Origin of the sequence: Algibacter sp., assembly GCF_029245835.1 — a bacterium.
In the GTDB taxonomy this organism is placed as follows: domain Bacteria; phylum Bacteroidota; class Bacteroidia; order Flavobacteriales; family Flavobacteriaceae; genus Algibacter_B.
Genome location: NZ_JAQWOO010000023.1, coordinates 12285 through 26668, shown reverse-complemented (window position 1 = coordinate 26668; position 14384 = coordinate 12285). Strand labels below are relative to the sequence as shown.

Sequence of the window (14384 nt, the reverse complement as noted above, 5' to 3'; positions counted from 1 at the left end):
CTACTTTTGAACTTGAAAAAAATATAAAAATGAAAAAAATATTTTATATTGCTTTTGCAATAGCTCTAATTGGATGTAAAGAAGAAACACAACCTGATTATGCCATTATTTCTGGTAAAATAACTAATAAACAGGCTGGAAACTTGACTATAAATAGTGAAGATAGAACAGTTGAAGAAAAAATAGATGTTGCTCCTGATGGTACTTTTACCGATACATTAAGTACAGATTTAAATACCTACATACTTTTTGATAGTAAAAACCCTGTATTCCTTAAAGTTGAACCTGGTTATAATTTAAACATTACCTATGATGCAAAAGACTTTACAAATACATTAACAATTACTGGAGTTGGTTCTGAAATTAACAACTATTTAGTTTCTAAAAGAAATGGAGAAATTGAACTTTCGAAAAAGAGCGCTGAAATTTTTGTGAAGAATGAAGGAGATTACAAAGAAAGTATGTTGGTTTTTAAAAAATCTCAAGAAGATTTATTGAATAATACCAAAGACTTACCGAGTGAGTTTATAGCAAAAGAAAAAAGAGACATCAATTATGGCTATTTAAGTAAATTGAATAGTTATCAAAGAGCGCATAGTTATTTCACTAAAAAACAAGATTTTAAAGTATCTGATGAGTTTTTGAAAAAAGTTAAAAATGTAGATTATACTAATGATGAAGATTTTAAGTTTTCAAACAATTATAAAGGAATTGTAAACGATTACTATGGAGATAAAGCGTTTAAATTAAGCGAAAAAGATTCTTTAGCTTATGATATGGCTTTTCTAAAAACTGTAAGTTTGATTGAAAGTGAGTATATAAAAAATACATTGTTGTTTGATTATGCCAATTATAATATGTCTTATTCTAAAGATGTAGATGCTTTTTATAAGTTGTTTTCTGAAAACTCTTCAAATGAAAAGAATAATAAATTGATAACTAAGAAGTATGAAAACTTAACTGCTCTTGCAGAAGGAAAACCTTCTCCTAAGTTTGTTGGTTATGAAAATTATGCTGGAGGAAAAACTTCTTTAGATGATTTAAAAGGAAAGTATGTTTATGTTGATGTTTGGGCAACTTGGTGTGGACCATGTAAACAAGAAATTCCATTTTTAAAAGAGGTTGAAGAAAAGTATCATGGAAAAAATATTGAGTTCGTAAGTATTTCTATAGACCAAGCTAAAGATCATGACAAATGGAAAGCTATGATTGATGAAAAAAAATTGGTTGGAATGCAATTATTTGCAGATAACGATTGGAAATCTAAATTTATTCAAGACTATCAAATTCAAGGGATTCCAAGATTTATTTTAATTGATGATAAAGGAAATATTGTAGATTCGAATGCACCAAGACCATCAAGTAAAAAATTAATTGAACTGTTTAACGAACTCAACATATAGTTTAATTTAGTGTTATAAAAAGAGACTGTCTAAAAAGCCGCATGTTGCGGCTTTTTTTATCCCTGTACGTCTTCTTGTTCTTCTTCCTCTTGAGATTGTGGTGGTTGTTCTGGTTGCTTAAACAAGTCTATATATGCTTCTCCTAAATAATCTATAACATGGCTAGCAATTAAGCTTTGATATCCAAAATCTTCAACAGCAATATCAGCAGATTTTCCATGTAAATACACACCAAAAATTGTTGCTACTAGAGGATTATAACCCTGAGAAATTAATCCAGTAACGATTCCCATAAGCACATCACCACTACCAGCCGTGGATAGTCCAGGATTTCCAGTGGTATTTATATAAAGTTTATTGTCGAAAACAGTAATGCTATTTGCTCCTTTTATCACGATAATAACGTTATGTTTTTTTGAAAAGGCTTTTACTATTTTCAATTTATCAAAATCATCTTTCCAAGTGCCAATTAAACGCTCTAACTCTTTAGGATGTGGTGTTAAAACGGTCATTTCAGGTAATAATTTTAATAAAGTTTTCTTTTTTGAAAGTATATTTACACCATCAGCATCAATCACTAATGGTGACTTATTAGTTTTTAAAAAAGCAGTAAATGCCGATACCGTTTGGGTATCCGTCCCTGCTCCTATTCCAAACCCAACTACTGTAGGTTTAATATCAAATTTTATCGATGTGATTTTTTCTTCATCACTATCCGTAATCACCATGGCCTCCGGAAATGAAGATTGAATAGCATGGTATCCACATTTTGGTATATAAGCAGAAACTAAACCAGCGCCAGCAGATAGCGTTGCTCGACTTGCCAATGTTACCGCCCCTATTTGACCATAACTACCACCAATAATTAATGCATGACCAAATTGTCCTTTATGCGAATATTTTTCACGAGGAATATAATTAGGTAGTACTTCCAGTTTCCCTATTAATTCAACTTCTGTCTCTGTCTTAAAAAGAAATTCCTGATCTAGTCCAATATCTAAAACTTCCCATTGCACCGTGTATTTTGCCGTTTCAGGTAAAAAGAAGACTAATTTTGGAGATGCAAAACTTAAAGTAAAACCAGCCCAAACTACGGCATCTTCATCATCTACACATTTATCAACGAATAGTCCAGAAGGAATATCTATAGATAATGTATACGCTTTACTAGCTCTAAAATGCATAAATAATTTTTTAACCCATTGATCCACTGGTCTATTTAAACCAATACCAAAAACAGCATCAACAATTATATCATCAGGTTGTATTTCTGGAAAATCTTCAGCACAATTTAAAAGAACAGGCCATTTTTTAGTAACATTTTTAATACGATCATAATTAACTAAAAAATCCTTTGAGCGTTTATTACTGCAATTAATTACAAAAGTATTTACGTTATAACCATGGGTTATTAAATGGCGAGCAATTACTAATCCATCACCCCCATTATTTCCTATTCCGCAAAATACATGAATGGGCACCTGTGCACCTTGCATTCTAGCGTGCATCCAGTTGAAAATTTGAGTTCCAGCACGTTCCATTAAATCGGTTGACGTAATCTTTTGGCGCTCGGCAGTTAGTTCGTCTCCTTCGTAAATCTGTTCTTTAGAAAATACTTTCATATGCTATATTATTCTTTTTTTGGTGGTCACACTATACTTCCATTTAGTCATTCGCTTTCATATCGAATTCTTGTTATGGAAGTTTCATGTAAATGCAATTATAGATTTTTCATTTCTTATAACAATTAGTCGTTATTTATAAACGAATTGTGATTGAAGATAAGAATATTGTAAAAAACTTATTTTAGTTTTTTTATAAGGCTAAAAGTAATACTTTTGAAATATATTTTAACACTATAATGAATCATTTAAACCAAAATATAAGTACAGTTATTTCTTTTTTTACAAAAGGAACAGTTGCTTGTTTTGGTTCAACTACAAATACAACAACCCTTTGGGGTTGCTAGTTATATATTCTTCAGGCTATCTTTGTAATTTCAAAAATTACAATATTTCAAGTATTATTTTTAATTTTTCAATGCATTAAAACATGAAGGTTTTAAAATTTGGAGGAACTTCAGTAGGTTCTTCAAAAAACATAAATAACGTTATTAGTATTTTAGAAAATTATGGCAAAACTGATGCCGTAGTTTGCGTGGTTTCTGCTGTTGGTGGCATCACTGATAAATTACTTCTAGCAGGAAAGCAAGCTCAAAACAAAGACCGCTCTTTTATTGAGACTTTTGAGGGTATCAAAGAAAGACATTTCAGTATCATAAATAAACTAAATCCTAGTAATAATGATTCAATTTTAAGTTATGTTGAAGGGAAGTTAGACGCTTTAAAAAGTTTATTAGAAGGTATTTATTTAATCAATGAATTATCTCCTAAAACATCAGATAAATTGGTAAGCTATGGCGAACTTTTATCATCTTTTGTTATAGCAGAAACCATGAAAAACAGAGGGCTTTCTGCTGATAGAAAAAATTCTCAAGAGTTGGTTATTACAAACTCTAACTTTACCAAAGCAGAAGTTGATTACAGTATAACAAACCAAAATATCCGCGATTATTTTAAATCTGCTAAAGAGAATATTACAATCCTGCCTGGGTTTATTTCAAAATCAAGACTAGGAGAAATCACGACGCTTGGTCGTGGAGGTTCAGATTTTACAGCAGCCATAGTAGCGGCGGCTTTACATGTTGAGCAATTAGAAATCTGGACAGACGTAAGTGGCATGTATACAACGAATCCAAAATTAGTAAAACAAGCCTACCCAATTGATAAAATTTCATATCAAGAGGCTATGGAATTATCGCATTTTGGGGCTAAAGTATTATATCCACCAACGGTACAACCGGTATTGAGTTTAGATATTCCAATTCATATTAAAAACACTTTGGAACCTAATGCTATTGGTACGGTTATTTCGAATGAGGAAATAATATCTAAGTCACCAGTAAAAGGCATTAGCAACATAAGTAATATTGCGTTGTTGACTTTAGAAGGTACTGGAATGGTAGGTATTCCTGGGTTTTCGAAGCGATTATTTGAAACCTTGTCTCAAGAAAAAATAAATGTGATAATGATTACGCAAGCGTCTTCAGAACATTCCATTTGTTTGGGTATTGACGAAAAAGAAGCTGAAAACGCAAAGGCAGCAATTGATGTTATTTTTGAAAATGATATTGCACTAGGAAAGATTGAACCCATTATTGTTGAAACTGGATTATCCATAATTGCTTTGGTTGGCGATAACATGAAAAATCACCAAGGCATTAGTGGTAAAATGTTTAGTAGCTTGGGTCGAAACAATATTAATATAAGGGCTATTGCTCAAGGGGCTTCAGAAAAAAATATTACTGCTGTTATAGATGAAAAGGATGTCAAGAAAGCCTTAAATACTTTACATGAGCGGTTTTTTGAATCTGAAACAAAACAACTTAATGTATTTATAACGGGTGTTGGTAATGTTGGTGAGCGTTTGGTTGAACAAATAAAACAGCAGAAAAAATATTTAAAAGAAAACCTAAAAATTAATCTTAGAGTTGCTGGACTTTCAAATTCTAGGACCATGATTTTTGATGAAACTGGTCTTAATCTAAAAGATTGGAAAACGCAATTAGCAAATGGTGAAAAAGCATCATTGCAAGGCTTTCTAGAAAATACCAAAGCATTGAATTTACGTAATAGTATTTTTGTCGATGTTACAGCAAATAAGAATGTAGCCGATTTATATGCACAGTATTTAAAAGAAAGTATTGCAATTGTGGCTTGTAATAAGATTGCCTGTTCTAGTGATTACAATAATTACAAAGAATTAAAAAGATTATCGTTAGAATATAATGCGCCATTCTTATTTGAAACAAATGTTGGTGCCGGTTTACCTGTTATTGACACATTGAGTAATTTAATAGCGTCTGGTGATAAAGTTAATTCTATTCAAGCCGTTTTATCTGGAAGTTTAAATTTTGTCTTTAATAATTTCAATAATTCTACAAAATTTCATGATGTGGTAAAGCAAGCTGGAGCTGAAGGCTATACAGAACCTGATCCGAGAATTGATTTAAGTGGTGTTGATGTAGCACGTAAGATTTTGATTTTAGCAAGAGAAAGTGGTGTTGAAATGAATTTAGAAGATATTGAAAACACATCGTTCCTTTCTGAAGCAGGTTTAAAAAGTGATACTGTTGATGATTTTTATCAAACTTTAATTGATGATGAGGCACACTACCAACAATTGTATGCTTCCGCGAAAGCGAACCATTGTCAATTAAAATATGTAGCAAAATTTGATAATGGCGAAGCAAGTGTTAGTTTGCAAGAAATTCCAGAAGGCCATCCTTTTTATAATTTAGAAGGAAGTGATAATATTGTAATGTTCTATACAGAACGTTACCCAAAACAACCCATGATAATTAAAGGCGCTGGTGCGGGTGCAGATGTAACGGCCTCTGGTTTGTTTGCAGATATTATTAGATTAGGAAACGACTAATATCATGGAATTACACAAAGAAAGTGCTATTTCCTGCTCTAGTGCAGCCGAAGGTTATTTAATAGAAAAGATGAATGAAATAAAAATATTTTCTCCTGCTACCGTGGCCAATGTGTCTTGTGGTTTTGATGTTTTGGGCTTTTGCTTAGACAGTATTGGAGATGAAATGGTGATCAGAAAAGTTGAGAAAAAAGGGATTGCTATAACCCGTATTGAGGGTTTTGATTTGCCTTATGCGACAGAACTTAATGTTGCCGGTGTTTCGGCTCTAGCGATGTACGAAACGCTTGATATTGACTTTGGTTTCGAAATTGAGATTTATAAAAATATAAAACCTGGAAGTGGTATTGGCAGTAGTGCTGCGAGTGCCGTTGGTAGTGTTTTTGGTATGAATGAGCTTTTGGGAAGACCATTCAATAAAACAGAACTTACAGCATTTGCAATTAAAGGTGAAGCTTTAGCAAGTAAGTGTGAACATGCTGATAATCTTGCTCCTGCCCTTTTTGGTGGCTTTACATTAGTAAAAAGCATATCACCCTTGCAGATATTAGAAATCCCAACACCCGATGATTTATACGCTACCATTATTCATCCGCAAATTGAAATTAAAACCTCAGAATCTCGTGCTTTACTGCCACAAAAAGTGGATTTAAGTGATGCGATTACGCAATGGGCAAATTTAGGAAGTTTAGTGCATGCGTTGCATACTAGCGATTATGAATTAATAAGCGATTCATTAAACGATGTGATTGTCGAACCACATAGAAGTAAATTAATTCCGCATTTTGATAATGTTAAGAAAGCAGTATTGGAAAGTGGTGCATTAGGCGCTGGAATATCAGGTTCTGGCCCTTCTATATTTTCATTAAGTAAAAGTATGCAAACTGCTTTAAATGTGAAAGATGCAATTGAGAATATCTATTCTGAAACTGGAATTAAATTCGAAATGCACGTATCAAAAATAAACACTCAAGGTGTAAAAATAATCGAATAAAATGAATTACTATTCACTCAATCATAAAGCACCAAACACGACATTTAAAGATGCCGTTATAAAAGGTTTAGCGCCTGATAAAGGATTGTACTTTCCTGAAAGTATCACACCCTTACCAAAAGCATTTTGGGACAACTTTGATAATTTATCGCATTCTGAAATTGCGTTTGAGGCTATTAAACAATTTGTGTCTCCAGAAATTCCAGAAGGTATTTTAAAAACGATAGTTGAAGAAACCTTATCTTTTGATTTTCCTGTTGTGAAACTAAATGATAATATTTCTACCTTAGAATTGTTTCACGGCCCAACCATGGCATTTAAGGATGTAGGAGCACGTTTTATGGCGCGTTGTTTAGGTTATTTCAATAAGGATAACACAAATGAAGTTACCGTGTTAGTGGCGACTTCTGGTGATACTGGTGGAGCTGTTGCCAATGGCTTTTTGGGTGTTAAAGGTGTAAATGTGGTGATACTCTACCCTAGCGGAAAAGTGAGCGATATTCAAGAAATGCAATTAACTACATTAGGTCAAAATATTAAAGCCTTAGAAGTAAACGGTACGTTTGATGATTGCCAAGCCATGGTTAAAACGGCATTTTTGGATGAAACGCTTACTAGCAAAATGCAATTAACATCTGCGAATTCTATTAATGTGGCGCGTTGGTTACCGCAATTATTCTATTTTATGTTTGCTTACAAGCAGCTCCATAAGCAACATAATGATATTGTATTTTCTGTACCAAGCGGAAACTTTGGAAACGTTTGTGCAGGAATGATGGCACAGCAATTAGGTTTACCAATGAAACATTTTGTAGCTTCTAACAATGCAAATAATGTCGTAACGCGTTATTTAATATCGCAATTATACGAACCAAAACCATCAGTGCAAACTATAAGTAATGCCATGGATGTTGGTGCGCCAAGTAATTTTATACGTATTCAAGAGATTTATAAAAATAAGTTTGAAACCTTAAAAGAAAACGTTTCGTCATACAGTTTTACCGATGATGAAACTCGTGAAGCAATGCTGGAGATTTACAACAATTACAATTACGTAGCCGATCCTCACGGTGCTGTTGGTTATTTAGGTTGTAAATCGCATTTAAAAGAAAACCCAAACGCACATTGTGTCTTTTTAGAAACCGCTCATCCAACTAAATTTTTAGATGTGGTTGAAGATGTTATTAAAGAAGAGCAGCCTTTACCAGAACAAATTCAATCGGTTATGGGTGGTAAAAAAGAATCTGTTGTTATTTCTACTTATGATGATTTGAAATCTTTTTTACTAAAATAGCATTATTTTGTCATTCTTTAATTTATGAGCAATTATAGAATTGATTTTTTTAGAATCCTTGCAATTAGTACTCGCTTACTTGTTAAAACTTTCAGGTTAAGTCTCTAATTGAGGATTATCTTACTAACTCTTGTTTTAAGATATTAGTCTTTTATAACCCCTAGCTAAAGCAAAATAGCCATCACAACTTTAACAAACCTTTTAATCTTTCCGCGAAAGCGTTCATATAAATTTTCAATACATTTGTTTTCATCTTAATCATAAACCAACTGTAAATGAAAAACACAGCCTTAACAGAAACTCACAAAGCTCTTGGTGCTAAAATAGTCCCTTTTGCAGGTTACAATATGCCTGTACAATATGAAGGTGTAAATGCAGAACACGAAACCGTTCGTAATGCAGTTGGGGTATTTGATGTATCGCACATGGGGGAGTTTTTAATAGAAGGTAAACATGCACTCGAATTGATTCAAAGAATTTCAAGTAACGACGCCTCAAAATTAATCATTGGAAAAGCGCAATACAGTTGTTTACCTAATGATGATGGTGGTATTGTAGATGATTTAATTATTTATAAAATTAAAGATGACGCTTTTTTATTAGTTGTTAATGCGAGCAATATTGAAAAAGATTGGAATTGGATTAGATCTAAAAATGAAAACGGTGCTACGATGCGCGATTTAAGTGAGATCTATTCTTTATTAGCTATTCAAGGACCTAAAGCTATTGAAGCCATGCAAAGTCTTACTAGTCATAATTTATCTGCTATTAAATTTTATAATTTTATAGTTGGTGATTTTGCAGGGATTGAGCATGTTATTATTTCTGCTACAGGTTATACTGGAAGTGGCGGATTTGAAATTTATTGTAAAAACTCTGAAGTAAAACAAATTTGGGAGAAAGTTCTAGAAGCTGGAGCAGATTTTGGTATTAAACCTATTGGACTTGCAGCGCGTGATACCTTACGTTTAGAAATGGGGTATTGCTTATACGGAAATGATATTGATGACACCACCTCACCTATTGAAGCTGGTTTGGGTTGGATAACAAAGTTCACAAAAAACTTCACAAATTCTGAAGCTTTAAAAGCTGAAAAGGAACGTGGACCAGAACGTAAACTTATTGCTTTCGAGTTAAATGAGCGAGGGATTCCTCGTCATGGTTACGATATCGTTGATGGCCATGGAAAAACTATTGGTATAGTAACTTCGGGTACCATGAGTCCATCTTTGGGTAAAGGTATCGGTTTGGGTTATGTTCCAACGATTTTTACTGATATAAATAGTAAAATTAATATTCAAATTCGAAAAAAAACTATTCCTGCAACAGTAGTTAAATTACCATTCTACAAACACTAATATGCCAGATTTTCAAGCGATTTTAGAGGCTATCTATCAAGACACTATAAATGTTTCTGATAAAGGAACCATAGCATCATACATTCCTGAATTAGCGCATATAGATAAGGGAAATTTCGGTATTCATTTAAGAACTTCAGATGGGAAGAGTTATGGTGTTGGCGATTATAAAAAACCATTTTCTACTCAAAGTATCTCAAAAGTTTTAGCATTATCAAAAGCCATGGCTCTTATTGGCGAATCAACTTGGGAACGTGTAGGTGTAGAACCTTCAGGTCATCCATTTAATCAATTAGCCTTATTAGAAATTGAACATGGGATTCCTAGAAATCCGCTAATCAATTCAGGAGCCATTGTTATTGCGGATATTTTAGTTTCAAATTTAAAAAATCCTAAAGAAGATTTTTTAAAGTATGTAAGAGAACTTACTGGTGATGTTACTATTAGTTTTAATAAAGATGTAGCGCATTCAGAAAAAATAACGGGTTTTAAAAATTATGCAGCGGCTAACCTTTTAAAATCTTTCAAAAACTTGAATAATCTGGTAGAGGATGTTTTAGATTTCTACTTTCATCTATGTTCTTTAGAGATGACCTGTAGTCAATTATCCAACGCATTTTATTTATTTGCAAATAATGGCAAATGTTTGCGAAATAAACTGCATATAAATGATAAACAAGTAAAACGTATTAATGCATTAATGCTTACCTGTGGGTTTTATGATGAAGCTGGAGAGTTTGCTTTCGAGGTTGGTTTACCAGGAAAAAGTGGTGTTGGTGGTGGTATTGTAGCATTATTACCAGATCATTTTGTAATTACAACATGGGCTCCAGGGCTTAATAAAAAAGGAAATTCTAAATTAGGTATGTTAGCTTTAGAGCAATTTACTACTAAAGCAAAACTATCTGTTTTTTAAAGTGTTTTAGATGTAGATTATGATGTATGATAAAACGAGAAAATAAACATAGAATTTTAATTATAGGTGCTAGTGGCTTTTTAGGAAGCGCTATTTATAAAGAGCTTTACCCCTATTTTAAAGCCTTTGCCACTTACTATACAACCAGTAAACAGTTTGAAAAAAATCATCAATTTTTTCAATATAATATTGAAGAAGATGATATTTATGAAATTTTAGATATTGTTAAACCTACTATAATTATTTCAACGATTCGGGGTGATTTTTCAAAGCAAGTATTGATGCATCAACATCTTACAGAATATGTTTTTGCAAATAAAATTAGAATTATTTTTCTATCATCTGCCAACGTTTTTGATGCTTATATTAAATATCCAAGTTACGAGGAAGATAAAACCTATAGCAATAGTATTTATGGGCATTTTAAAATAAAAATCGAAAACATGTTGTTACGCTTACCCAAAAAACAAGTTGCTATTTTAAGGCTACCTATGGTTTTTGGTGCGCAATCTCCAAGAGTTCAAGAAATAATTAAGTTTATAAATGAAAAAGAACCTATCGAAGTGTTTCCTAATTTAATAATGAATGTGACTACAGATTCAAAAGTTACGCAACAAATTCATTATATCATTAATAGAAATAAATACGGTATTTTTCATTTAGGAAGTAACGATTTGGTTCATCATGAGGATTTTATCAAAGAAATTATTGCATCATTAGAATTTGAAAATAAACCAATTTATAAACGTGTTTATACCACCAATGATGATCGATATTTAGCTGTGCTTCCAAAGTTTAATAAACTGCCAAAGCATCTTCAAATTAAAAGTGAAGCTATATTAGCTGATTTAAAATTATAATTGATAATAATTCTTGAAATGATTACATTGTAATTCAAAATAAACCTTAGATATTATGAGTAAACTTTCACAAGAAGATATAGAAAAAAAAATACTTCGTTTTCCTGATTGGGAATATTATGATAACGCTATACACGGCGAGTTTGAATTTGAAAACTTTAAAGATTGTTTTAGTGCCATGAGTAGAATAGCTTTTGAATGTGAAGCCTTAAATCATCATCCAAATTGGAGCAATGTCTATAATGTGCTTACCATATCATTATCTACGCATGATGCTGGAGGTGTAACAAATAAAGATTTTAAATTAGCCGAAGCCATTGAACATATTGTTGAACCCGATGAGGAATAAAACATTTGGTAATAAGCCGTCAAAACATTCAAAAAAATTAAACTAGGTAAGCTCTATTTTGATTACTAGTTTTTTTTAAATTTGCATGAATAAAATTAAAGATTCTTTTTTTTAAGGGAATAAAAAAAATAAAACTTCAAATTATGGGAAGAGCTTTCGAGTTTAGAAAAGCGAGAAAAATGAAGCGTTGGTCTGCTATGAGCAAAGCCTTTACACGTATTGGTAAAGATATTGTTATGGCAGTAAAAGAAGGTGGTCCAGATCCAGATAGTAATTCTAGGTTAAGAGCGGTTATACAGAATGCAAAATCTGTAAACATGCCAAAGGATAATGTAGAACGCGCCATAAAAAAAGCAAGTGAAAAAGGGCAAGGCGATTATAAAGAAGTTATTTTTGAGGGTTATGCACCTCATGGTATTGCTGTTTTAGTTGAAACGGCCACTGATAATAATACCAGAACTGTAGCTAATGTACGCAGTTATTTTAATAAATGTGATGGTAGTTTAGGAACATCGGGTTCTGTGGTTTTTATGTTCGACCATACCTGTAATTTCAGAATTGATGCTGAAGGTTTAGACCCTGAAGAAGTTGAATTAGAATTTATTGATTTTGGAGCAGAAGAGGTTTTTGCTGATGATGATGGAATTTTAATATATGCTCCTTTTGAAAGTTTTGGAGCTATTCAAGCTGAATTGGAAAACCGCGAAATAGAAATTTTATCATCTGGATTTGAGCGTATACCGCAGGTTACTAAACCGCTTTCAGCAGAACAAGCTGCAGATGTTGAAAAGTTACTAGAAAAACTTGAAGAAGATGATGACGTGCAAAACGTATATCATACTATGGAAGAAAGTACAGATTAATACATTTTATACTTACAAAAACGAAGGATCTTGTTGAGCGCGCAGTTTAAACCTATAATATTTCTATGTTTTGAAGTTCATGACTGCGTTCGAAGTGACATTAGGAATATTTTTAAAATCGTAATATTATGAATTGGGGATTTATTGGCTGCGGAAGTGTAACAGAAGTTAAAAGTGGTCCAGCTTTTCAACAAACAGAAGGTTTTAATGTTGTAGCAGTGATGCGTCGTAATGAAGAAAAACTTGAAGACTATGCAAAACGCCATAACATACAAAAGACGTTTACCGATGCTGAAGCTTTAATAAACGACCCAAATATTGATGCTGTTTACATTGCCACACCTCCAGATACTCATCAATACTACGCTTTAAAAGTTGCAAAAGCTGGTAAACCATGTTGTATTGAAAAACCCTTATCACCTAGTTATGCTGAAAGTTTAGAAATTCAAAAAGCTTTTGAAGCGAGAAGTATTCCTTTGTTTGTTGCATATTACAGACGTTCATTACCTCGTTTTTTAAAAGTTAAAGAATGGTTAGCTAATAATTATATAGGTGATGTAAGACATATAAGTGCACATTTAAGTAAACCAGCTAGTAAAATAGATACATCTAAAATTTATAATTGGCGAACAGATGTTAAAGTGGCTCCTGCTGGATATTTTGACGATTTAGCTAGCCATGGATTAGATTTATTTACCTTTTTTTTAGGAGATGTTGTTGATGCGAAAGGATTTAGCTTAAATCAACAAGGGTTGTATTCTTCTAAAGATGCTGTAACGGCTTCGTGGTTACATAAAAAAGGGATTACAGGTTCTGGAATTTGGAATTTTGGAAGTAATAGCCACTTAGATACCGTAACCATATTTGGAAGTAAAGGTACAATTGAATTTTCCGTGTTTCACGATAATCCAATCATCTTAAAAAGTGATACAAAAAATGAAGAACTTTTTATAGAAAACCCAAAACACATTCAGGAATTCCATGTTCAAAATATAAGTGATTTTTTTAATAGCAAAATAAAACTGCACCCCTCTACTGGAAAAACTGCGTTACATACCAGTTGGATAATGGATAAAATATTAGGGGAAATCTAATCTTTATTTTTAACATAAATCAATTTGAAACGCGTATTGGCTTGGTCACGTCTTTCCATTTCAAATTGTGGAAGCGATTTAAAAAGTGGTGTTAGTTTTTGAAATCCAAAGTTACGAGCGTCAAAATTAGGTTGTTTTTTAAGTATTAAAGAGCCAACATCACCAAGGAATGCCCATCCATCATCATCTGAAGCATCATCAACAGAATGTTGAAGAAGTTTAATTACTTTAGGTGTAATGTTATATAAATTTGCTTTTTTAGCTTTACTTCCTTTTTTATCCTTTTCAACATCCTCATCACTTGCAAGAATTTCTAAATAAATAAATTTATCACATGCTACTATAAATGGATTTGGTGTTTTCTTCTCACCCATTCCATAAACTACCATGGCAGCTTCACGTAAACGCGTAGCTAGTTTTGTGAAATCACTATCAGAAGACACTAAACAAAACCCATTAACTTTTTCGGAGTATAGTATATCCATGGCATCTATTATCATAGCAGAATCGGTCGCATTTTTACCCGTAGTATACCCGTATTGCTGTATAGGTGTAATAGCATTTTCTAACAATACATTTTTCCATTTGCTTAAGTGCGGTTTTGTCCAATCACCATAAATACGTTTTATCGTAGGTGTACCATATTTAGTGATTTCCTCCATCATCTCTGTTATATATTTTGATGGAATGTTATCTCCATCTATCAATACGGCTATTTTTGTGTCTTTAATCATAGTTTATAAAGATATATAATTA

At 32.4% G+C, this 14384-nt stretch carries 12 protein-coding genes; 10 read left to right on the top strand and 2 right to left on the bottom strand.

The features are described 5' to 3' along the window. Positions 1-29: 29 nt before the first annotated feature. Positions 30-1403: a TlpA disulfide reductase family protein gene (locus tag P8K68_RS02920; RefSeq protein WP_300248026.1), complete on the top strand. Its 1374-nt coding sequence runs from the start codon at positions 30-32 to the stop codon at positions 1401-1403. Positions 1404-1459: 56 nt separating this feature from the next. Here the strand turns inward: P8K68_RS02920 and P8K68_RS02915 are convergent, their stop codons facing one another. Beyond that, on the bottom strand, positions 1460-3025 hold the full coding sequence (locus tag P8K68_RS02915; RefSeq protein ID WP_300248024.1) for an NAD(P)H-hydrate dehydratase: 1566 nt from the start codon (positions 3023-3025) through the stop codon (positions 1460-1462). 430 nt (positions 3026-3455) lie between these two features. Between P8K68_RS02915 and thrA the strand changes: the two genes are divergently transcribed. The 9 genes from thrA (at position 3456) to P8K68_RS02870 (ending at position 13628) form a co-directional block, all read left to right on the top strand. After that, positions 3456-5900: a bifunctional aspartate kinase/homoserine dehydrogenase I gene (thrA, locus tag P8K68_RS02910; protein ID WP_300248022.1), complete on the top strand. Its 2445-nt coding sequence runs from the start codon at positions 3456-3458 to the stop codon at positions 5898-5900. Between the two features lie 70 nt (positions 5901-5970). Then, positions 5971-6894 carry a homoserine kinase gene (locus P8K68_RS02905; RefSeq protein WP_300248058.1) on the top strand — a complete coding sequence of 308 codons (924 nt, stop codon included), beginning with the start codon at positions 5971-5973 and terminating at the stop codon, positions 6892-6894. Position 6895: 1 nt separating this feature from the next. After that, positions 6896-8188, top strand: coding sequence for a threonine synthase (thrC, locus tag P8K68_RS02900; protein WP_300248020.1), 1293 nt, complete (start codon positions 6896-6898; stop codon positions 8186-8188). Between the two features lie 275 nt (positions 8189-8463). Continuing rightward, positions 8464-9546 carry a glycine cleavage system aminomethyltransferase GcvT gene (gcvT, locus tag P8K68_RS02895; protein ID WP_300248018.1) on the top strand — a complete coding sequence of 361 codons (1083 nt, stop codon included), beginning with the start codon at positions 8464-8466 and terminating at the stop codon, positions 9544-9546. A 1-nt stretch (position 9547) separates the two neighbouring features. After that, complete coding sequence (locus P8K68_RS02890) at positions 9548-10462, top strand: glutaminase (RefSeq protein WP_300248016.1); 915 nt, start codon at positions 9548-9550, stop codon at positions 10460-10462. Positions 10463-10488: 26 nt separating this feature from the next. Continuing rightward, a complete protein-coding gene (locus tag P8K68_RS02885; protein WP_300248014.1) occupies positions 10489-11322 on the top strand; it encodes a sugar nucleotide-binding protein in 834 nt (277 codons plus the stop codon). A 55-nt stretch (positions 11323-11377) separates the two neighbouring features. After that, a complete protein-coding gene (locus P8K68_RS02880) occupies positions 11378-11671 on the top strand; it encodes a 4a-hydroxytetrahydrobiopterin dehydratase (RefSeq protein ID WP_300248012.1) in 294 nt (97 codons plus the stop codon). Positions 11672-11814: 143 nt separating this feature from the next. Next, entirely contained in the window at positions 11815-12534 is a 720-nt protein-coding gene (locus P8K68_RS02875; RefSeq protein ID WP_300248010.1) for a YebC/PmpR family DNA-binding transcriptional regulator, read from the top strand. A gap of 128 nt (positions 12535-12662) precedes the next feature. Then, positions 12663-13628 (top strand): Gfo/Idh/MocA family oxidoreductase, encoded by a 966-nt coding sequence (locus P8K68_RS02870; protein WP_300248008.1) that lies wholly within the window; start codon positions 12663-12665, stop codon positions 13626-13628. On the opposite strand, the gene P8K68_RS02865 is transcribed toward P8K68_RS02870, so the two are convergent. Then, positions 13625-14362: an NYN domain-containing protein gene (locus P8K68_RS02865; protein ID WP_300248007.1), complete on the bottom strand. Its 738-nt coding sequence runs from the start codon at positions 14360-14362 to the stop codon at positions 13625-13627. The two genes, P8K68_RS02870 and P8K68_RS02865, sit on opposite strands and share 4 nt — an antisense overlap. Positions 14363-14384: the final 22 nt, after the last annotated feature.

Excerpts from the sequence above, each read along its gene's own strand:
- P8K68_RS02920 (WP_300248026.1), top strand. The coding sequence starts at position 30 with ATGAAAAAAATATTTTATATTGCTTTTGCAATAGCTCTAATTGGATGT.
- P8K68_RS02915 (WP_300248024.1), bottom strand. The coding sequence starts at position 3,025 with ATGAAAGTATTTTCTAAAGAACAGATTTACGAAGGAGACGAACTAACT.
- thrA (WP_300248022.1), top strand. The coding sequence starts at position 3,456 with ATGAAGGTTTTAAAATTTGGAGGAACTTCAGTAGGTTCTTCAAAAAAC.
- P8K68_RS02905 (WP_300248058.1), top strand. The coding sequence starts at position 5,971 with ATGAATGAAATAAAAATATTTTCTCCTGCTACCGTGGCCAATGTGTCT.
- thrC (WP_300248020.1), top strand. The coding sequence starts at position 6,896 with ATGAATTACTATTCACTCAATCATAAAGCACCAAACACGACATTTAAA.
- gcvT (WP_300248018.1), top strand. The coding sequence starts at position 8,464 with ATGAAAAACACAGCCTTAACAGAAACTCACAAAGCTCTTGGTGCTAAA.
- P8K68_RS02890 (WP_300248016.1), top strand. The coding sequence starts at position 9,548 with ATGCCAGATTTTCAAGCGATTTTAGAGGCTATCTATCAAGACACTATA.
- P8K68_RS02885 (WP_300248014.1), top strand. The coding sequence starts at position 10,489 with ATGATAAAACGAGAAAATAAACATAGAATTTTAATTATAGGTGCTAGT.
- P8K68_RS02880 (WP_300248012.1), top strand. The coding sequence starts at position 11,378 with ATGAGTAAACTTTCACAAGAAGATATAGAAAAAAAAATACTTCGTTTT.
- P8K68_RS02875 (WP_300248010.1), top strand. The coding sequence starts at position 11,815 with ATGGGAAGAGCTTTCGAGTTTAGAAAAGCGAGAAAAATGAAGCGTTGG.
- P8K68_RS02870 (WP_300248008.1), top strand. The coding sequence starts at position 12,663 with ATGAATTGGGGATTTATTGGCTGCGGAAGTGTAACAGAAGTTAAAAGT.
- P8K68_RS02865 (WP_300248007.1), bottom strand. The coding sequence starts at position 14,362 with ATGATTAAAGACACAAAAATAGCCGTATTGATAGATGGAGATAACATT.